General features: G+C 51.3%; 17 protein-coding genes and 1 tRNA gene. 11 read left to right on the plus strand and 7 right to left on the minus strand.

Annotated features, from left to right (window positions below; genetic code table 11):
• Window positions 1-8 precede the first annotated feature (8 nt).
• The 6 genes from ccmC to ccmH are packed head-to-tail and all read left to right on the plus strand — an operon-like array spanning window position 9 to window position 4,971.
• Window positions 9-746 carry a heme exporter protein CcmC gene (gene ccmC, locus BEB54_RS01170; protein WP_001295447.1) on the plus strand — a complete coding sequence of 246 codons (738 nt, stop codon included), beginning with the start codon at window positions 9-11 and terminating at the stop codon, window positions 744-746.
• Entirely contained in the window at window positions 743-952 is a 210-nt protein-coding gene (gene ccmD, locus BEB54_RS01175) for a heme exporter protein CcmD (RefSeq protein ID WP_032184639.1), read from the plus strand. Before ccmC ends, ccmD begins: the two co-directional genes overlap by 4 nt.
• Complete coding sequence (ccmE, locus tag BEB54_RS01180) at window positions 949-1,428, plus strand: cytochrome c maturation protein CcmE (RefSeq protein ID WP_001026418.1); 480 nt, start codon at window positions 949-951, stop codon at window positions 1,426-1,428. Before ccmD ends, ccmE begins: the two co-directional genes overlap by 4 nt.
• A complete protein-coding gene (gene ccmF / locus BEB54_RS01185; protein WP_105276856.1) occupies window positions 1,425-3,368 on the plus strand; it encodes a cytochrome c-type biogenesis heme lyase CcmF in 1,944 nt (647 codons plus the stop codon). Before ccmE ends, ccmF begins: the two co-directional genes overlap by 4 nt.
• Window positions 3,365-3,922 carry a thiol:disulfide interchange protein DsbE gene (gene dsbE, locus BEB54_RS01190; RefSeq protein ID WP_000824439.1) on the plus strand — a complete coding sequence of 186 codons (558 nt, stop codon included), beginning with the start codon at window positions 3,365-3,367 and terminating at the stop codon, window positions 3,920-3,922. The genes ccmF and dsbE overlap by 4 nt, the downstream gene beginning before the upstream one ends.
• Complete coding sequence (gene ccmH, locus BEB54_RS01195) at window positions 3,919-4,971, plus strand: cytochrome c-type biogenesis thiol:disulfide oxidoreductase CcmH (protein ID WP_032184637.1); 1,053 nt, start codon at window positions 3,919-3,921, stop codon at window positions 4,969-4,971. The genes dsbE and ccmH overlap by 4 nt, the downstream gene beginning before the upstream one ends.
• 212 nt (window positions 4,972-5,183) lie before the next feature.
• On the opposite strand, the gene narP is transcribed toward ccmH, so the two are convergent.
• Window positions 5,184-5,831: a nitrate/nitrite response regulator protein NarP gene (narP, locus tag BEB54_RS01200; RefSeq protein WP_001113637.1), complete on the minus strand. Its 648-nt coding sequence runs from the start codon at window positions 5,829-5,831 to the stop codon at window positions 5,184-5,186.
• 318 nt (window positions 5,832-6,149) lie between these two features.
• On the opposite strand from narP, the gene yejO reads away from it, so the two are divergent.
• A complete protein-coding gene (gene yejO / locus BEB54_RS01210) occupies window positions 6,150-8,744 on the plus strand; it encodes an autotransporter YejO (protein ID WP_123059724.1) in 2,595 nt (864 codons plus the stop codon).
• A gap of 101 nt (window positions 8,745-8,845) precedes the next feature.
• On the opposite strand, the gene BEB54_RS01215 is transcribed toward yejO, so the two are convergent.
• The 3 genes from BEB54_RS01215 to BEB54_RS01225 form a co-directional block, all read right to left on the minus strand.
• Window positions 8,846-8,922: transfer RNA gene (locus tag BEB54_RS01215), tRNA-Pro, on the minus strand.
• A 74-nt stretch (window positions 8,923-8,996) separates the two neighbouring features.
• Entirely contained in the window at window positions 8,997-10,757 is a 1,761-nt protein-coding gene (gene yejM / locus BEB54_RS01220; protein ID WP_000256203.1) for an LPS biosynthesis-modulating metalloenzyme YejM, read from the minus strand.
• Window positions 10,758-10,776: 19 nt separating this feature from the next.
• A complete protein-coding gene (locus tag BEB54_RS01225) occupies window positions 10,777-11,004 on the minus strand; it encodes a YejL family protein (RefSeq protein WP_001135667.1) in 228 nt (75 codons plus the stop codon).
• Window positions 11,005-11,185: 181 nt separating this feature from the next.
• Here BEB54_RS01225 and yejK point away from each other — a divergent pair, with 181 nt between their 5' ends.
• Window positions 11,186-12,193 carry a nucleoid-associated protein YejK gene (gene yejK, locus BEB54_RS01230; protein WP_000050789.1) on the plus strand — a complete coding sequence of 336 codons (1,008 nt, stop codon included), beginning with the start codon at window positions 11,186-11,188 and terminating at the stop codon, window positions 12,191-12,193.
• 140 nt (window positions 12,194-12,333) lie between these two features.
• On the opposite strand, the gene rplY is transcribed toward yejK, so the two are convergent.
• On the minus strand, window positions 12,334-12,618 hold the full coding sequence (gene rplY / locus BEB54_RS01235; RefSeq protein WP_000494197.1) for a 50S ribosomal protein L25: 285 nt from the start codon (window positions 12,616-12,618) through the stop codon (window positions 12,334-12,336).
• A 124-nt stretch (window positions 12,619-12,742) separates the two neighbouring features.
• Complete coding sequence (locus BEB54_RS01240; protein WP_000578096.1) at window positions 12,743-14,503, minus strand: DEAD/DEAH box helicase; 1,761 nt, start codon at window positions 14,501-14,503, stop codon at window positions 12,743-12,745.
• A 148-nt stretch (window positions 14,504-14,651) separates the two neighbouring features.
• On the opposite strand from BEB54_RS01240, the gene rsuA reads away from it, so the two are divergent.
• From rsuA to BEB54_RS01265, 3 genes are all read left to right on the plus strand, one after another.
• Entirely contained in the window at window positions 14,652-15,347 is a 696-nt protein-coding gene (rsuA, locus tag BEB54_RS01250) for a 16S rRNA pseudouridine(516) synthase RsuA (RefSeq protein WP_001353088.1), read from the plus strand.
• A gap of 27 nt (window positions 15,348-15,374) precedes the next feature.
• Window positions 15,375-16,565, plus strand: a complete 1,191-nt coding sequence (bcr, locus tag BEB54_RS01255; RefSeq protein WP_000213385.1) for a multidrug efflux MFS transporter Bcr — start codon at window positions 15,375-15,377, stop codon at window positions 16,563-16,565.
• A gap of 332 nt (window positions 16,566-16,897) precedes the next feature.
• Window positions 16,898-17,242, plus strand: coding sequence for a YejG family protein (locus tag BEB54_RS01265; RefSeq protein WP_000202798.1), 345 nt, complete (start codon window positions 16,898-16,900; stop codon window positions 17,240-17,242).
• Between the two features lie 3 nt (window positions 17,243-17,245).
• Here the strand turns inward: BEB54_RS01265 and yejF are convergent, their stop codons facing one another.
• A complete protein-coding gene (yejF, locus tag BEB54_RS01270; RefSeq protein ID WP_105276858.1) occupies window positions 17,246-18,835 on the minus strand; it encodes a microcin C ABC transporter ATP-binding protein YejF in 1,590 nt (529 codons plus the stop codon).

Below are 18,835 nucleotides of genomic sequence, written 5' to 3' on the forward strand. Positions count from 1 at the left end.
TCGAAACTATGTGGAAAACACTGCATCAACTGGCGATCCCACCACGGCTGTATCAAATCTGTGGCTGGTTTATACCGTGGCTGGCAATTGCCAGTGTGGTCGTGCTTACCGTCGGCTGGATCTGGGGATTCGGCTTTGCTCCGGCTGATTATCAGCAGGGAAATAGCTACCGCATTATCTACCTGCATGTGCCTGCGGCGATCTGGTCGATGGGCATTTATGCATCAATGGCGGTGGCAGCGTTTATTGGCCTGGTCTGGCAGATGAAAATGGCCAACCTGGCGGTGGCGGCGATGGCCCCGATTGGTGCCGTGTTTACCTTTATTGCCCTGGTTACCGGCTCTGCATGGGGAAAACCGATGTGGGGCACCTGGTGGGTATGGGATGCACGTCTGACTTCTGAACTGGTGCTGCTGTTTCTGTATGTTGGTGTCATTGCCCTGTGGCACGCCTTCGACGACCGTCGTCTGGCGGGCCGTGCGGCAGGTATCCTGGTGCTGATTGGCGTGGTGAACCTGCCGATTATTCATTACTCCGTGGAGTGGTGGAACACCCTGCATCAGGGATCAACGCGGATGCAGCAAAGTATCGATCCGGCGATGCGTTCGCCGCTGCGCTGGTCGATTTTTGGTTTCCTGCTGCTGTCTGCCACGCTGACGCTGATGCGGATGCGTAATTTGATTTTGCTGATGGAAAAACGCCGTCCGTGGGTGAGTGAACTGATACTGAAAAGAGGCCGTAAATGACCCCTGCATTTGCTTCCTGGAATGAATTTTTCGCAATGGGCGGTTACGCCTTTTTTGTCTGGCTGGCGGTGGTGATGACCGTTATTCCGCTGGTGGCTTTGGTCGTGCATTCGGTGATGCAGCATCGCGCAATTCTGCGTGGCGTGGCGCAACAGCGGGCGCGTGAGGCGCGTTTACGTGCTGCGCAACAGCAGGAGGCTGCATGAATATTCGCCGTAAAAACCGCTTGTGGATTGCCTGTGCCGTGCTGGCGGGGCTGGCACTGACTATCGGCCTGGTGTTGTATGCGCTGCGCTCGAATATCGATCTTTTTTATACGCCGGGGGAAATTCTCTACGGCAAGCGTGAAACTCAACAGATGCCGGAAGTCGGTCAGCGTCTGCGCGTTGGCGGGATGGTGATGCCGGGTAGTGTGCAGCGCGATCCCAATTCGCTGAAAGTAACGTTCACCATTTACGACGCTGAAGGTTCAGTAGATGTCTCTTACGAAGGCATTTTGCCGGATCTGTTCCGTGAAGGGCAGGGCGTAGTGGTGCAGGGCGAACTGGAAAAAGGTAATCATATCCTCGCGAAAGAAGTACTGGCGAAACACGATGAAAACTACACGCCGCCAGAAGTCGAGAAAGCGATGGAAGCTAATCACCGTCGCCCGGCGAGTGTTTATAAGGACCCAGCATCATGATGCCAGAAATTGGTAACGGACTGCTGTGCCTGGCGCTAGGAATTGCGCTGTTGCTGTCCGTGTATCCGCTATGGGGCGTGGCGCGCGGGGATGCGCGCATGATGGCTTCTTCGCGCTTGTTTGCATGGCTGCTATTTATGTCTGTGGCTGGCGCATTTCTGGTGCTGGTCAATGCTTTCGTGGTGAATGACTTTACTGTCACCTATGTTGCCAGCAACTCCAATACCCAGCTTCCGGTGTGGTATCGCGTAGCGGCAACCTGGGGTGCGCATGAAGGCTCGCTACTGCTGTGGGTGCTGCTGATGAGCGGCTGGACATTTGCGGTGGCGATTTTTAGTCAGCGTATTCCGCTGGATATTGTGGCCCGTGTACTGGCGATAATGGGGATGGTCAGTGTCGGCTTTTTGCTGTTCATTCTCTTTACCTCTAACCCGTTCTCACGCACGTTGCCGAACTTCCCGATTGAAGGGCGCGATCTTAACCCGCTGTTGCAGGATCCAGGGCTGATCTTCCATCCGCCTCTGCTCTATATGGGGTACGTCGGTTTCTCGGTGGCGTTTGCTTTTGCCATTGCTTCTTTGCTGAGTGGGCGTCTGGACAGCACTTACGCACGCTTTACCCGTCCGTGGACGCTGGCGGCGTGGATCTTCCTGACGCTCGGCATTGTGCTCGGTTCCGCATGGGCCTATTACGAACTCGGCTGGGGCGGCTGGTGGTTCTGGGATCCGGTAGAAAACGCCTCATTTATGCCGTGGCTGGTGGGTACTGCGCTGATGCACTCGCTGGCGGTCACTGAACAGCGTGCCAGCTTCAAAGCGTGGACATTACTGCTGGCAATCAGTGCCTTCTCGCTGTGTCTGCTGGGGACTTTCCTTGTGCGTTCCGGCGTGCTGGTATCGGTACACGCGTTTGCGTCTGATCCGGCGCGCGGTATGTTTATCCTCGCTTTTATGGTGCTGGTGATTGGCGGTTCGCTGCTGCTGTTTGCCGCGCGTGGACACAAAGTTCGCTCACGCGTAAACAATGCGCTGTGGTCGCGGGAATCTCTGCTGTTAGCGAACAACGTTTTGCTGGTCGCCGCAATGCTGGTGGTATTGCTGGGGACGCTGCTGCCGCTGGTGCACAAGCAACTGGGACTGGGCAGCATTTCGATTGGCGAACCGTTCTTCAACACCATGTTTACCTGGCTGATGGTGCCGTTTGCGCTACTGCTGGGTGTCGGTCCTCTGGTGCGCTGGGGGCGCGATCGCCCACGTAAAATCCGCAATTTATTGATTATCGCCTTCATCTCTACGCTGGTGCTGTCTCTGCTGTTGCCGTGGCTGTTCGAAAGCAAAGTTGTGGCGATGACGGTGCTCGGCCTTGCAATGGCCTGCTGGATTGCAGTGCTGGCGATTGCGGAAGCTGCGCTGCGTATTTCACGCGGCACGAAAACCACCTTTAGTTATTGGGGCATGGTGGCGGCTCACCTGGGGCTGGCGGTAACAATTGTTGGTATTGCCTTTAGCCAGAACTATAGCGTTGAGCGTGATGTGCGCATGAAGTCCGGTGATAGCGTCGATATTCATGAATATCGCTTCACCTTCCGTGATGTCAAAGAAGTGACTGGTCCGAACTGGCGTGGCGGTGTGGCGACTATCGGCGTAACGCGAGAGGGTAAACCGGAAACGGTGCTGTATGCGGAAAAACGTTATTACAACACAGCCGGGTCGATGATGACCGAAGCAGCGATTGATGGTGGGATCACGCGTGACCTGTACGCAGCGCTCGGTGAAGAGTTGGAAAACGGCGCGTGGGCTGTGCGTCTTTACTACAAACCGTTTGTTCGCTGGATTTGGGCGGGCGGGCTGATGATGGGGTTGGGCGGGCTGCTGTGCCTGTTTGATCCTCGCTATCGTAAGCGCGTAAGTCCGCAAAAAACTGCGCCGGAGGCTGTATGAAGCGCAAAGTATTGTTAATTCCTTTGATTATCTTCCTGGCGATTGCTGCGGCGTTGCTGTGGCAGCTGGCACGTAATGCCGAAGGGGATGATCCGACCAATCTGGAATCGGCGCTCATTGGCAAGCCGGTGCCGAAGTTTCGCCTCGAATCACTGGACAACCCGGGGCAGTTTTATCAGGCGGATGTGCTGACTCAGGGCAAACCAGTGCTGCTTAACGTCTGGGCGACCTGGTGTCCGACCTGCCGCGCGGAACATCAATATCTGAATCAGCTTTCTGCGCAGGGCATCCGAGTAGTCGGCATGAACTATAAAGACGATCGCCAGAAAGCGATCAGCTGGCTGAAAGAGTTGGGCAATCCTTACGCGTTAAGCCTGTTTGATGGTGACGGCATGTTAGGGCTGGATCTCGGTGTCTATGGTGCGCCAGAAACGTTCCTCATCGACGGCAACGGCATCATTCGCTATCGCCATGCGGGTGATCTCAATCCCCGCGTCTGGGAAGAAGAGATCAAGCCGTTGTGGGAGAAATACAGTAAGGAGGCCGCACAATGAGGTTTTTATTGGGCGTGCTGATGCTGATGATCTCCGGCTCAGCGCTGGCGACCATCGACGTGTTGCAGTTTAAAGATGAAGCACAGGAACAACAGTTTCGTCAGCTTACTGAAGAACTGCGCTGCCCGAAATGCCAGAACAACAGCATTGCTGATTCCAACTCGATGATTGCCACCGACCTGCGCCAGAAAGTGTACGAACTGATGCAGGAAGGTAAAAGTAAGAAAGAGATTGTCGATTATATGGTGGCGCGTTACGGCAACTTCGTCACTTACGACCCGCCGTTAACGCCGCTGACCGTTCTGCTGTGGGTGCTTCCGGTAGTGGCTATTGGCATTGGCGGTTGGGTCATTTACGCCCGTTCGCGGCGTCGGGTACGCGTGGTGCCGGAAGCGTTTCCTGAACAAAGCGTGCCGGAAGGTAAGCGTGCCGGATATGTTGTTTATCTGCCGGGTATTGTGGTGGCATTAATTGTGGCTGGCGTCAGCTACTACCAGACCGGCAATTATCAGCAGGTGAAAATTTGGCAGCAGGCCACGGCTCAGGCGCCGGCGTTATTGGACAGGGCGCTGGATCCGAAAGCTGAGCCGCTCAACGAAGAAGAGATGTCCCGCCTTGCGCTGGGGATGCGTACTCAACTGCAAAAAAATCCGGGAGATATAGAAGGCTGGATTATGTTGGGCCGCGTTGGCATGGCGCTGGGTAACGCCAGTATTGCCACCGATGCATACGCCACTGCGTATCGCCTCGATCCGAAGAACAGCGATGCTGCACTGGGATACGCTGAAGCGTTGACACGTTCATCTGATCCCAACGACAACCGCCTCGGTGGTGAACTGCTACGCCAGTTGGTAAGAACGGACCATAGCAATATCCGTGTGTTAAGCATGTATGCATTTAATGCCTTTGAGCAGCAGCGATTTGGCGAAGCCGTTGCCGCGTGGGAGATGATGTTGAAACTCTTACCTGCCAACGATACTCGCCGTGCGGTGATTGAACGTAGTATCGCGCAGGCGATGCAACACTTATCACCACAGGAGAGTAAATAAGAACAAGCCCGATGGTGATGCCATCGGGCCAGACTGATGGCAAAGTGCGCTTTGTTTATGCCAGATGCGGCGTAAACGCCTTATTCAGCCTACAAAATCGTGCGAACTCAATACATTGCTCGATCCGCGTAGGCCTGATAAGCGTAGCGCATCAGGCAGTTTTGCGTTTGTCATCAATATCAGCCCGAGGGTAAATCCATCGGGCTATTTTTTTATTGTGCCCCACGTTGTTGCAGGAACAGAATGGTGGCCGCCACGCGTGAGCGGACATTGAGTTTACGCAGCAGATTGCGAATGTGTACTTTTACTGTCTGCTCGGAAATATTCAACACCGAGGCAATCTGTTTATTTGACAGTCCCTGTGCCAGCTCGTGCAGAACATCCAGCTCGCGCTCCGTCAGCACGCTGAAGGGATCTTCTTCCGCGCCAAACATTTCACGTTCACGTAAGTACTGATTGACGCGTTCGCTAAAGACTTTGCTGCCTTTCGCTCCGGCACGAATCGCTTCCAGCAACACTTCCGGGTCGCTGTCTTTCAACAGATAACCGTCTGCGCCTGCGTCTATCAGCGCAAAGACATCGCTGGAGGCATCTGATACGGTCAGGATAATAATTTGCGCGGTAACGCCATCCCTGCGCAAGGCATTGAGGGTATCCAGGCCACTCATACCTTTCATATTGAGATCCAGCAAGATCACGTCGATATCCAGTCTATTCGCCAGATCGATAGCACTTGCGCCGTCGCCCGCTTCGGCGACCACTTCAAAGCCAGGATCAAGTTCCAGTAACTGACGAACACCGCGTCGCATAAGTGGATGATCATCCACAATCATCACCTGAAAAGGCGTTGCTTCAGGCATAGTAGTCTCCTGAGGTTTTATTAGAATCATTATGTTTGAGCGTAGCGTTGGAAACGCTACCAGGCGCGTGAATGTTACCCCATTTTATGTATGGACATGTAGTGAAAAGTACAGCTCAGTAGTTCACCCTCGCATCATTTTCATTATAAATATGGAATTTTGCATCAACTTCCCATCAAGAAAAACAACTAAAAAATCAATCACAATACATGTGCATTTCTTTAAACAGTTTTTAAAAACTGACTCCGGGTATGGCGCTATGGGTATTTTCAGTACCCAATGCTTTTACAGCAATTAATTTCATAGGATGAAAGATTAATGCATCACTCTGGTTCTGTTTCTCTTTGTCGTTCCGCAATATCTGTTCTGGTGGCTACAGCGTTATATTCTCCCATAGCATTGGCATCAACTGTTGAGTATGGAACGACTGTTGATGGTGTTGTCCTGGAAAAAGATATCCAGCTGGTTTATGGGACCGCAAATAATACGAAAATCACTCCCAGCGGAGAACAGCATATAAAAGAATGTGGTGTAAGTAATAATGCTGAAATCAACGGAGGGTATCAGTACATTGAAGCATATGGCTCAGCAGAATACTCAGTATTAAATGATGGTTATCAAATTGTTCAATTGGGTGGTGCAGCAAACCAAACTACCCTCAATAATGGTGTGTTACAGGTTTATGGCGCAGCGAATGATCCCACGATTAAAGGCGGGCGCTTAATCGTTGAAACCGAAGGCATTGCCATCTTCGCCGTTATCGAAAAGGGAGGACTACTGGAGATTAAAGATGGCGGATTGGCATTTGCGGTAGATCAAAAAGCAGGCGGTGCAATCAAAACAACCACGCGGGCCATGGAGGTATTCGGAACAAACCGTCTCGGTCAGTTCGATATCAAGGATGGTATTGCTAATAATATGTTGTTGGAAAACGGCGGAAGTTTGCGAGTTGAAGAAAATGACTTCGCTTATAATACTACTGTGGATAACGGCGGTTTACTGGAGGTTATGGATGGCGGGACTGCAACTGGCGTTGATAAAAAAGCAGGCGGAAAATTAATTGTTTCAACGAATGCGCTGGAAGTGAGTGGTACAAACAGTAAAGGCCAATTTAGCATAAAAGATGGCGTGTCTAAAAATTATGAACTAGATGACGGTTCCGGGCTAATTGTTATGGAGGGCACTCAGGCAATTGACACTATCCTTGATGAGCATGCAACCATGCAATCGTTGGGAAGAGATACTGGTACGAGAGTGCAGGCACATGCAGTTTATGATCTTGGTCGGTCAGTGCAGAATGGAAGCATAAAATATTCCTCAAATGCTATATCTGAAAATATGGTTATCGATAATGGTCGCGCTAATGTCTGGACTGGCACAATGGTTAACGTAACAGTCAGAGGAAATGAGGGCATTATTGATGCAATGGCGCTGGAATTAAATTTTTATACACCGGCTACATTATTAGGTGACGTGGTGGTTTCTGATGGTGCATCTTTAAGAACGCATGGCGCAGTGGATACCAGTAAAGCAGATGTTTCTATCGAAGAGAGTTTTTGGGCTATTATTGCCGATATCAATAATATAAACCAAAACACCCGTCTCAATTTAGCAAACCTGGTGATGTCAGACGGAACTGTCGTTATGATGGCTGAGCCAGCAACTCGCTCAACCGTGACGGCAAGTGCGGAAAATTTCACTACGTTGACCACTAATACCCTGTCGGGAAACGGCAATTTTTATATGCGCACCGATATGGCCAATCACCAGAGCGATCAGCTTAACGTCACCGATCAGGCAACAGGTAATTTCAAAATCTTCGTTACGGACACCGGTGCCAGCCCGGCAGCAGGAGATAGCCTTACACTGGTAACAACGGGCGGCGGTGATGCTGCATTTACGTTGGGCAATGCCGGAGGCGTTGTTGATATCGGTACGTATGAATATACCTTGCTGGATAATGGCAACCATAGCTGGAGTCTGGCAGAGAATCGCGCGCAAATTACCCCTTCAACCACTGATGTGCTGAATATGGCGGCAGCACAACCGCTGGTATTTGATGCAGAACTGGACACCGTGCGTGAGCGTCTTGGTAGCGTAAAAGGCGTTAATTACGATACGGCGATGTGGAGTTCGGCAATTAACACCCGCAACAACGTGACCACTGATGCGGGAGCTGGCTTTGAGCAAACATTGACGGGGCTGACGCTCGGTATCGATAGCCGTTTCTCCCGTGAAGAAAGCAGCACAATTCGTGGCTTATTCTTTGGTTACTCTCATTCTGATATTGGTTTTGATCGCGGCGGTAAAGGTAATATCGATAGCTATACTCTGGGTGCTTATGCCGGTTGGGAGCATCAAAACGGTACCTATGTTGACGGGGTGGTGAAAGTTGACCGTTTTGCCAACACCATCCATGGCAAGATGAGTAATGGGGCAATAGCGTTTGGCGATTACAATAGTAACGGCGCGGGTGCTCATGTCGAGAGCGGGGTCCGTTGGGTTGACGGATTGTGGAGTGTTAGACCCTATCTCGCCTTTACCGGCTTTAGCACAGATGGTCAGGACTACACGTTATCAAACGGCATGCGCGCGGATGTGGGAAATACCCGCATATTACGCGCTGAAGCGGGAACGGCGGTAAGCTATCACATGGACCTGCAAAACGGTACGACGCTGGAACCCTGGCTGAAAGCCGCCGTGCGTCAGGAATACGCCGATTCTAACCAGGTGAAAGTTAATGACGACGGCAAATTTAATAATGACGTGGCTGGAACCCGTGGCGTTTATCAGGCTGGGATAAGGTCATCGTTTACCCCGACGTTAAGCGGTCATTTGTCAGTCAGCTATGGCAATGGCGCGGGGGTAGAATCACCGTGGAATACCCAGGCGGGTGTGGTCTGGACGTTCTGATAACAGAAAATAAACAGGCCGTAATGTGTCGCGGTCTGTTTATCAAATTAATCGCAGATATAAAAAAACCAACCGCAATAGGTTGGTTTTCTTGGGATTTTTGGTCGGCACGAGAGGATTTGAACCTCCGACCCCCGACACCCCATGACGGTGCGCTACCAGGCTGCGCTACGTGCCGACTCGTGGCTGCTAATACTACCGTTTTCCACAACGAATGCAAGTAAGATATTTCGCTAACTGATTTATAATTAATCAGTTAGCGATAAAACGCTTCTCGTCTGTCAGTACTTGTAATAACAAACTTAACTGTGGTTTTTCATCTTTCACTCTTTCACCACGTAAGTTGTAAGTACGGTATTTACCGTTATTGTTCAGCACCAGCGTCTTTTTCGGGGTGGTAATTGCCAGCGTATCGTTATCCGCGGCGGTAACCCAGTAATGACGGCGTTGAGGGTTGAACAAATCCTGACCTTGCGAATATTCGCTGGCAGGTGTGCTGACATGTAGCAGGCGTTGCATCAGCGTCGTCATCAGATCGGTATGATCAGTCAGCGCATTAATACGCTGCGCCGGCGTGCCTGGCCAGTGAATCACTAATGGTACCTGCAGATGACCGTGGGACCAGTCAAAGGTTTCTTCCTCTTCGCTCAGCGGAATACCCCGGCCGGCAGTGATAATCACCACCGTATTGTCCAGTTTGCCAGAATCACGCAGTGCATTGAGCACGCGGTTGATCTGGTCATCGACATTGCCTGCCGCCCGGCTATATTTCCGTGCAAATGCCTGCTGATTGCTGTCGTCAATGTTAGTGCCATTGAAAGAGACCCACGAGAACCAGCGGTTATCTTCTTGTGCGTAGCGGCCCAGCCAGTTGATCCACTGCGTGGCGGTCTGCTCGTCGGATTGGGTACGTACGCTCGGCATCGAGAAATCTGACAACAATGCCTGGCGATACAGCGGGCTGGTAAAGCCATCTGACGAGAATAACCCCAGCTGATAGCCTTGCTGATTAAGCGCAGTAATTAACGCCGCAGGCGTACGGGTCGAAAGAATGCCGTCCATATAGCTTGGCGAGATGCCATAGAACAGGCCAAAGATGCCGTTGTCTGTGGTGTTGCCGGAACTCATATGACGTGTGAACGAAATATTTTGCTCAGCAAAACCTGCCAGCGCAGGCATCTGCTTCTCGAAGCGTGAGTAGTTCAGGCCATCGACAGTAATCAACAGCACATTCTGCCCGGTGCCCATATCGCGATAGCGCAGTTCGCTTAACGGATACTGAACGGAAACGGCGTCTGGATTGCCTTGCTCAATAAGACGGCGTTGATACTCCTGCGCATCAAGCAAACCATGCTTCTCAAGAAAACGTCGTGCCGTCATCGGGTACGAAAGCGGCAGGTTAGCGCGCTGCATGGTGATCGGGCGATAGAAGTTGGCATCGGCCCAGATATACACCACATGCGAGGCAATAAAAGCGATAAATAAGAATGCGGCCAGCGGGCGCGCGAAGCGCCGACGACGCGTCAGGCTGCGTAGCTTTTGCCAGCTCCACGTCGCAAACACCAGTTCAAGCAATAAAATAACCGGCACGCTAATGAACATCAGCTGCCAGTCGCGCGCCATCTCATTTTCGTCTGGGTTGATAACCAACTGCCAGACGATGGGATTAAGATGGAGATGGAAACGAGTAAAGACTTCGCTATCGATCAGTAATAGCGTCATTCCCGCCGTTGCTAAAATGACGGACAAAAACCTCATCAGCCTCTGGGAGCCGACGATAAAAGTCAGCGGGAAGAGGATCAGCAAGTAGGTGGCAAACACCAGGAAGCTGAAATGGCCGATAATGCTTACGTAGGAATAAATACGACCAGCAAGCGTTGTCGGCCAGTCGGCGATAAACAGGTAACGGCTGCCAATGACGAGCGAAAGCAGAATATTGAACAGTGCAAACCAGTGCCCCCAACTGACCATCTGGGAGACTTTTTCACGGTAGCGCTGACGATGAGTTACCATAACCTGTTATCTGTTTCCCTTAGTGCGCTTTGTCTTCGTTGATAGAGGACTGTAAGGCGCGGGCAAAAGAGTTGGCAATTGCCTGGCGTTGGGCCGGGGCAATGCTGGTGTTGATAAGGTTAGTGACCATGTTGCCTAACACCATCAGGGAAAGGTCGGTCGGAGCCTTATGTTTTTCCAGTACGTTGAGCAGCTCTGCGAGCAATTGTTCAACCTGTTCATCACTGTAGCGGGAAATTTGTGGCATAAATCGAAATCAGTTAGTTGATGAAAGGGCAACATATTACCGTAGCAACGGTTTTTTTTCTGCTTTTTTATGCGTTAAATCATTCTCGTTACGCCGCCTTCTGTAAAATGACCGCCATCTTTTATTGCGTCGCTTAACCGGCGGTGGTTGAATACCGGCCGGTCTTAAAGGAGAGTTTATCATGAGTCTGGATATCAACCAGATTGCTCTGCACCAGCTTATCAAGCGTGATGAGCAGAACCTTGAGCTGGTGTTGCGCGATTCATTGCTGGAACCGACGGAAACCGTCGTTGAGATGGTGGCAGAACTGCATCGGGTCTATAGCGCCAAAAATAAAGCTTACGGCTTGTTTAGCGAAGAGAGTGAACTGGCGCAGACGCTGCGCTTACAGCGTCAGGGTGAAGAGGACTTTCTGGCATTTAGCCGCGCGGCAACCGGTCGCCTGCGTGACGAATTAGCGAAATATCCTTTTGCTGACGGTGGATTCGTGCTGTTTTGCCACTATCGCTATCTGGCGGTGGAGTATTTGCTGGTGGCGGTTCTGAGCAACCTGAGCAGTATGCGCGTTAACGAAAATCTCGACATCAACCCGACTCATTATCTTGATATCAATCATGCGGATATTGTTGCGCGTATCGATTTAACCGAATGGGAAACCAATCCAGAGTCGACCCGGTATCTCACTTTCCTGAAAGGGCGAGTCGGGCGCAAAGTGGCCGATTTCTTCATGGACTTCCTCGGTGCCAGCGAAGGGTTGAACGCGAAAGCGCAAAACCGCGGATTATTGCAGGCGGTTGATGATTTCACTGCCGAAGCACAACTGGATAAAGCAGAACGGCAGAACGTGCGTCAGCAGGTCTACAGCTACTGTAATGAGCAATTGCAGGCGGGTGAAGAGATCGAGCTTGAATCGCTGTCGAAAGAGCTGGCGGGCGTCAGCGAAGTGAGCTTCACGGAATTTGCGGCTGAAAAAGGCTACGAACTTGAAGAGAGCTTCCCGGCAGACCGTAGCACGTTGCGTCAGTTGACGAAGTTTGCCGGTAGCGGTGGTGGCTTGACCATTAACTTTGATGCGATGCTGTTAGGTGAGCGCATTTTCTGGGACCCGGCGACCGATACCCTGACCATTAAAGGCACGCCGCCGAACCTGCGCGATCAATTGCAGCGCCGGACGTCTGGCGGCAATTAATCGGTTTGGTGTTATGAATGCCAGATGCGGCGTGAACGCCTTATCTGGCCTACAAAAAATAGCAATACCGTAATCAGGCATAATTTGCAGATACAAAAAACCCCGCCGGAGCGGGGTTTTTTTTACAACTTATTCAGCGATTAAGCGCGAACGAAGTCGATGTGCAGCAGCTTAGGTTTGTACGGGTGGCGCTGTACGTCCTGAGCTTTAACTTTGATTTCTTTACCGTCAACAACGATGGTCAGAACTTCGCTGTAGAATTCAGCTTTAACTTGCATGTTCATGACTTTGTCGTGATCCAGAGCAACAGCCAGCGGCGCTTCGTTGCCACCGTAGATGATTGCCGGGAATTTGTTAGCGGTACGCAGGCGGCGGCTCGCACCCTTACCCTGCTCGTTACGTACTTCTGCGTTGATAGTAAACATTTCTTTCTCTCTTAAATTAATCCTGCTACAGGCGACCCAGCAACAGGTAAGTGATCTGCTTTGCATATGCAAAAGCGGGCGAGATTCTATACTCAATCGCCTTGCACATCAATTAAAACTACCATTAACCGCGTAATTCGTGCGCCCGACGAAAACGACCTTCGTAATCAAACACTTTTTCACGCACTTGCCAGTACTGGCCTTTCATTCGTGCGACGACGAAATCCGGATGGCGCAGCAACGCTTGTTGGGCGAGGATATCGGCAGCGGTGATCCAGCGCAGAGGGATGCCCGGTGTGCGCGTATGCGGGCGGATAAAAAGCTGCTCGAAGGCGGTACGCTGGGCGGGCGTTTGAAGACGGAAACGCTCACTCACATCCGCGCCGTCTTCATCGTAATAGGTGATTTTCAGCCATTCGCCTTTCTCGTCGTGCCCATGTTGCAAAGACATGCCGCTACAGCGTAATACCAGCGCGTCTTTCAGTCGTAGCGCCGCTTTTAACATATCGTCCGGATCAACCAGAATGGTGTCACATTCGCGGCAGCGGCGGGCGGCTATATCATTTTCTGCGTTACATTGTGGGCAATTCTTAAAACGGAAGCGGAAGTCACACTGTTCGCGATGACCGTCGTCATCTTCAAACCATCCCTGACAACGACGACCAAAGTGTTCAATCAATGTCCCGTCGGCGGTCGTTTTCCCCCAAAAGGTGTTGGCAAAACCGCAGGCAGGGCAGAAAACCTGTACCGGAACGTTGTCACTTTTGCCTTTAGGTGTACCAACTTCCGGCGCGTAGAGATCGTGAGGATTACCCGCATAATCAAGAATTAAGCAATCAGTCTTGCCGGGAGCCAGACGCAGACCGCGCCCGACAATTTGTTGGTAAAGACTCACTGATTCGGTAGGGCGCAGAATAGCGATAAGATCGACGTGCGGGGCGTCAAATCCGGTGGTCAGTACCGCGACGTTGACCAGATAGCGAAAACGCTGGGCTTTAAAATCTTCAATTAATACATCGCGTTCAGCGCCTGGCGTGTCGCCGGTAATAAGTGCTGCATCCTCAGCGGGCAGCAAGCCGACAATCTCTTTTGCGTGTTCGACTGTCGCAGCGAAAATCATCACCCCTTTGCGCGTTGCGGCGAACTCCATAATCTGGCTGATGATGTGCGGGGTAATACGTTGCTGTTTTTTCAGCTCGCGGTTGAGATCGGCTTCGCTGAACAGCCCGTTACTCTGTGCCTGCAATCGGCTGAAATCGTATTGCACTACTGGCATATCCAGTCGTTCTGGCGGCGTCAGATAGCCGTGTTTAATCATATAACGCAGCGGCAGCTCATAAATACAGTCGCGGAAAAGGGCTTTCTCATCGCCGCGTACCATGCCGTGATAATGAAACTGATAAATCCAGCCTTTGCCCAACCGAAAAGGCGTGGCAGTCAGCCCTAACAGGCGTAAGCGGGGATTCACTTTTGTCAGGTGAGTGAGGATTTGCTGATATTGGCTTTCTTCATCGTCACCAATACGATGGCATTCATCGACAATCAACAGTGAAAATTCACCCTGAAAGGCATCAAGGTTACGGGCGACCGATTGCACGCTGCCAAATACTACTTTACCGTGGCTCTCTTTACGCTTTAGCCCAGCGGCAAAGATATCGGCTTCCAGTCCCAGTGCCTGATATTTTGCATGGTTTTGCGCCACCAGCTCTTTAACGTGTGCCAGCACCAGCACACGACCACGCGCCAGCCGCGCCAGTTCCGCTATCACCAGGCTTTTACCGGCACCGGTGGGCAGCACGATAACGGCAGGGGTTTTATGACGACGAAAATGGTTGAGCGTGGCATCCACGGCTTCTTGCTGATATGGACGGAGTGTAAAAATCATGGTCTCGCGTAGGTAGATTATTCTGCTAATAGTATGCCACGGATCTTTTTCCCTTGAGGGAAGTTATTAGACCGCTATACTGGGCAGACAACAGTTCAGATTTTCGGGTCAATGCCCGACCTCCGTTTTTACAGGCAAAATCACACAAATGCGACTTGATAAATTTATCGCACAGCAACTCGGCGTAAGCCGTGCTATTGCCGGGCGTGAAATCCGCGGCAATCGTGTCACCGTCGATGGCGAAATCGTCCGTAATGCAGCGTTCAAACTGCTCCCTGAACATGATGTCGCTTACGATGGCAACCCGCTGGCGCAGCAACACGGTCCACGTTACTTCATGCTCAATAAGCCTCAGGGCTATGTTTGCTCAACTGATGACCCGGATCACCCAACGGTGCTCTATTTTCTTGATGAACCGGTAGCGTGGAAACTGCACGCCGCAGGGCGTCTGGATATCGATACCACCGGTCTGGTGCTGATGACTGATGATGGTCAGTGGTCGCACCGCATTACTTCTCCGCGCCATCATTGCGAGAAGACCTATCTGGTGACGCTGGAATCACCCGTAGCTGACGATACGGCAGAGCAATTTGCTAAAGGCGTGCAGCTGCATAACGAAAAAGATCTCACTAAGCCGGCGATGCTGGAAGTGATTACCCCAACGCAGGTTCGTCTGACCATCAGCGAAGGGCGTTATCATCAGGTGAAACGCATGTTCGCCGCCGTGGGTAACCACGTGGTTGAGCTGCATCGTGAACGTATTGGCGGCATTACGCTGGATGCTGATTTAGCCCCCGGTGAATATCGTCCGTTAACTGAAGAAGAAATTGCCAGCGTCGTCTAACTTTTTAATGACTTTCAGGAGCCCGTTGTGACTACCCGACAGCATTCGTCGTTTGCTATTGTTTTTATCCTTGGCCTGCTGGCCATGTTGATGCCGCTGTCGATTGATATGTATCTGCCCGCGCTACCGGTAATTTCAGCGCAATTTGGCGTACCTGCGGGCAGTACGCAGATGACCCTCAGTACTTATATTCTGGGCTTTGCGTTGGGGCAGTTAATCTACGGGCCGATGGCAGACAGTTTCGGGCGTAAGCCGGTGGTTCTTGGCGGTACGCTGGTGTTTGCCGCCGCCGCGGTGGCGTGTGCGTTGGCACAAACCATCGATCAGCTGATTGTGATGCGTTTCTTCCACGGTCTGGCTGCGGCTGCGGCCAGCGTGGTTATCAACGCTTTAATGCGTGATATCTACCCGAAGGAAGAGTTCTCACGGATGATGTCGTTTGTCATGCTGGTGACGACCATTGCACCGCTGATGGCACCGATAGTTGGCGGCTGGGTGCTGGTGTGGCTGAGCTGGCATTACATCTTCTGGATCCTCGCCGTAGCGGCGATTCTGGCTTCGGCAATGATCTTCTTTCTGATCAAAGAAACCTTACCACCGGAGCGTCGCCAGCCTTTTCACATTCGTACCACTATTGGTAACTTTGCGGCGCTGTTTCGTCATAAGCGTGTCCTGAGTTATATGCTGGCCAGCGGTTTCAGCTTTGCCGGAATGTTCTCGTTCCTGAGCGCCGGACCGTTTGTCTACATTGAAATTAACCACGTCGCGCCGGAAAACTTTGGTTATTACTTTGCGCTAAACATTGTTTTCCTGTTCGTGATGACCATCTTTAACAGTCGCTTCGTCCGCCGTATTGGCGCGTTAAATATGTTCCGCTCGGGGTTGTGGATACAGTTTATTATGGCGGCGTGGATGGTCATCAGTGCGCTGCTGGGGCTGGGATTCTGGTCGCTGGTAGTTGGCGTTGCGGCGTTTGTGGGCTGCGTGTCGATGGTGTCATCTAATGCGATGGCGGTCATTCTTGATGAGTTTCCCCATATGGCGGGAACGGCATCTTCGCTGGCAGGAACCTTCCGTTTTGGCATAGGGGCAATTGTTGGCGCATTGCTTTCTCTTGCGACCTTTAACTCTGCATGGCCGATGATTTGGTCAATTGCATTCTGCGCAACCAGCTCCATTCTCTTCTGTCTGTACGCCAGTCGGCCGAAAAAACGGTGATCTATTGCACAACGAGGAAGCTAAAAGGCTTCCTTTGTTGATGCATGTCAACCACAAATCCATCATTCCCCCGATATATGTTTATTTTATGTAAAATCAATTTATGTAAAAAGTCACATCATTGTAGTTAAAAAGGTTGAGTTAGATCGCAGAAACGGGTACATATAGCCCCGCAAACGTGACCACGCCCGCAGATATTATTTAAATCAGAGCCATAGAGGCCACGCTGGCGAGGCATCAATCTTTACGATCTGTATAAAGACGGATTGTTGATGATGTGTTAAAATTGATGTAAACAAATTGTGAAGTAAATGTGCTTCCGGGGAAAATAAGTGACTTCATTACAACTCTCAATCGTCCATCGACTGCCGCAGAACTATCGCTGGTCTGCTGGTTTCGCAGGTTCGAAGGTTGAACCGATTCCGCAAAATGGACCGTGCGGTGACAACAGCCTGGTGGCGCTTAAATTGCTTAGCCCGGATGGTGATAATGCATGGTCGGTGATGTACAAACTAAGCCAGGCGTTAAGCGACATCGAAGTTCCATGCTCGGTACTGGAGTGTGAAGGTGAGCCGTGCCTGTTTGTAAATCGCCAGGACGAGTTTGCTGCAACATGCCGATTGAAAAATTTTGGTGTGGCAATTGCCGAACCCTTCTCAAACTACAATCCTTTTTAAGCGTCAGCTCAACGCCAGTAGCTGACGCGTATACTCCTGCTGCGGTGCGGCAAACACGCGCGCGCACGGTCCTTGTTCCACTACTTCCCCTTGTCGCAGTACGATAACCTGATGACATAACGCGCGGACAACGTGCAAATCGTGACTGATAAACAAATAGGCCAATTGATGCTTTTGTTGCAATGATTTCAATAGCGTCAATATTTGCGCCTGTACCGTTTTGTCGAGCGATGATGTTGGTTCATCAAGAATGATCAGCGAGGGCTTAAGAATTAACGCCCTGGCAATCGCAATACGTTGCCGCTGACCACCAGAGAACTCCGCCGGATAACGGTGGCGTGTTTCAGGATCTAATCCCACTTCATGCATCACGGCTATCACTTGTTGTTCGCGTTGCACGGCAGAAAGCATCGGCTGGTGAACCCGTAAACCTTCCTCGATAATTTGCAAAACGTTGAGTCGTGGGTTGAGCGAGGAGTTAGGATCCTGAAATACCACCTGAATGCGATGGCGAATAGGTAATAGCTGACGGCGGTTTAAATTTTGCAATGGCTGACCGTCAAAAATGATGCTGCCCTGAGAGTTAATCAGTCGCAGCAGCGCCAGTCCCGTCGTGCTTTTCCCGGAACCGGACTCGCCCACTAAACCCAGTGTTTCACCCGCCCGTAGCGTAAAACTGATGTTTTTCACCACCACATTATGGTCCACAATACGCTTCAAAAGCCCTTTGCGAATGGGGAAGGCAACCTGTAGCTGTTCAACATCAAGCAACGTTGAGGCAGGTTCTGGCAATGGCACCGGGTCGCCTGACGGTTCGCTGTTGAGCAGTTTTTGCGTGTAAGGATGATCAGGGGAGGCAAATAGCGCAGTGGCTTTATTTTGCTCCACACAGCGACCGTTTTGCATTACTGCCACCCGGTGGGCCAGTTTTCTGACAATACTGAGGTTATGAGTAATAAACAGCATGCCCATATTCAGCTCGCCTTGCAGTTCGCGCAACAGCTGTAAAATCTGCGCCTGGACAGAGACGTCCAGTGCTGTGGTCGGTTCATCAGCAATTAATAATTCCGGTCGCGTTAACAGCGCCATCGCAATCATCACCCGCTGGCGTTCGCCGCCGGAGAGCTGATGCGGGTAATCTGTCAGCCGTTTAGCCGCCTGGCGGATACCGACGCGATCAAGGCAGTTAAGAATTTCGCCACGAGCCGCTTCCCGACGCATCCCGCGGTGGAGTGAAAGCACTTCATAAAGCTGTTTTTCCAGGGTATGCAATGGATTTAACGACACCATCGGTTCCTGAAAAATCATGGCAATCTTATTACCGCGTACACCGCGTAACGTTTGATCGCTGGCATGAAGCAGCGATTCGCCATGAAAACGAATATCGCCGGAGAGATATTCAACCGGCGGGGAAGGGAGCAGGCGTAAAATTGACAGCGCGGTAACGCTCTTACCTGAACCAGACTCACCCACCAGCGCCAGCGTTTCGCCAGCCGCAATCTGTAGTGAAACATCATTGACTACTGTGCGTACGGTTTGCTGATGGCGAAAACCCACCGACAAATTTTCAATCGCTAACAGAGTTTGCGTCAT

Source organism: Escherichia sp. MOD1-EC6021 (genome assembly GCF_002965245.1).
Taxonomy (GTDB): domain Bacteria; phylum Pseudomonadota; class Gammaproteobacteria; order Enterobacterales; family Enterobacteriaceae; genus Escherichia; species Escherichia coli_F.

Bases quoted from the DNA above. Each gene is read 5' to 3' on its own strand.
- BEB54_RS01225 (WP_001135667.1), bottom strand. From the start codon at position 11,004: ATGCCACAAATTTCCCGCTACAGTGATGAACAGGTTGAACAATTGCTC.
- yejO (WP_123059724.1), top strand. From the start codon at position 6,150: ATGCATCACTCTGGTTCTGTTTCTCTTTGTCGTTCCGCAATATCTGTT.
- ccmE (WP_001026418.1), top strand. From the start codon at position 949: ATGAATATTCGCCGTAAAAACCGCTTGTGGATTGCCTGTGCCGTGCTG.
- yejF (WP_105276858.1), bottom strand. From the start codon at position 18,835: ATGACGCAAACTCTGTTAGCGATTGAAAATTTGTCGGTGGGTTTTCGC.
- dsbE (WP_000824439.1), top strand. From the start codon at position 3,365: ATGAAGCGCAAAGTATTGTTAATTCCTTTGATTATCTTCCTGGCGATT.
- ccmF (WP_105276856.1), top strand. From the start codon at position 1,425: ATGATGCCAGAAATTGGTAACGGACTGCTGTGCCTGGCGCTAGGAATT.
- yejK (WP_000050789.1), top strand. From the start codon at position 11,186: ATGAGTCTGGATATCAACCAGATTGCTCTGCACCAGCTTATCAAGCGT.
- narP (WP_001113637.1), bottom strand. From the start codon at position 5,831: ATGCCTGAAGCAACGCCTTTTCAGGTGATGATTGTGGATGATCATCCA.
- ccmC (WP_001295447.1), top strand. From the start codon at position 9: ATGTGGAAAACACTGCATCAACTGGCGATCCCACCACGGCTGTATCAA.
- ccmH (WP_032184637.1), top strand. From the start codon at position 3,919: ATGAGGTTTTTATTGGGCGTGCTGATGCTGATGATCTCCGGCTCAGCG.
- rsuA (WP_001353088.1), top strand. From the start codon at position 14,652: ATGCGACTTGATAAATTTATCGCACAGCAACTCGGCGTAAGCCGTGCT.
- ccmD (WP_032184639.1), top strand. From the start codon at position 743: ATGACCCCTGCATTTGCTTCCTGGAATGAATTTTTCGCAATGGGCGGT.
- yejM (WP_000256203.1), bottom strand. From the start codon at position 10,757: ATGGTAACTCATCGTCAGCGCTACCGTGAAAAAGTCTCCCAGATGGTC.
- BEB54_RS01240 (WP_000578096.1), bottom strand. From the start codon at position 14,503: ATGATTTTTACACTCCGTCCATATCAGCAAGAAGCCGTGGATGCCACG.
- rplY (WP_000494197.1), bottom strand. From the start codon at position 12,618: ATGTTTACTATCAACGCAGAAGTACGTAACGAGCAGGGTAAGGGTGCG.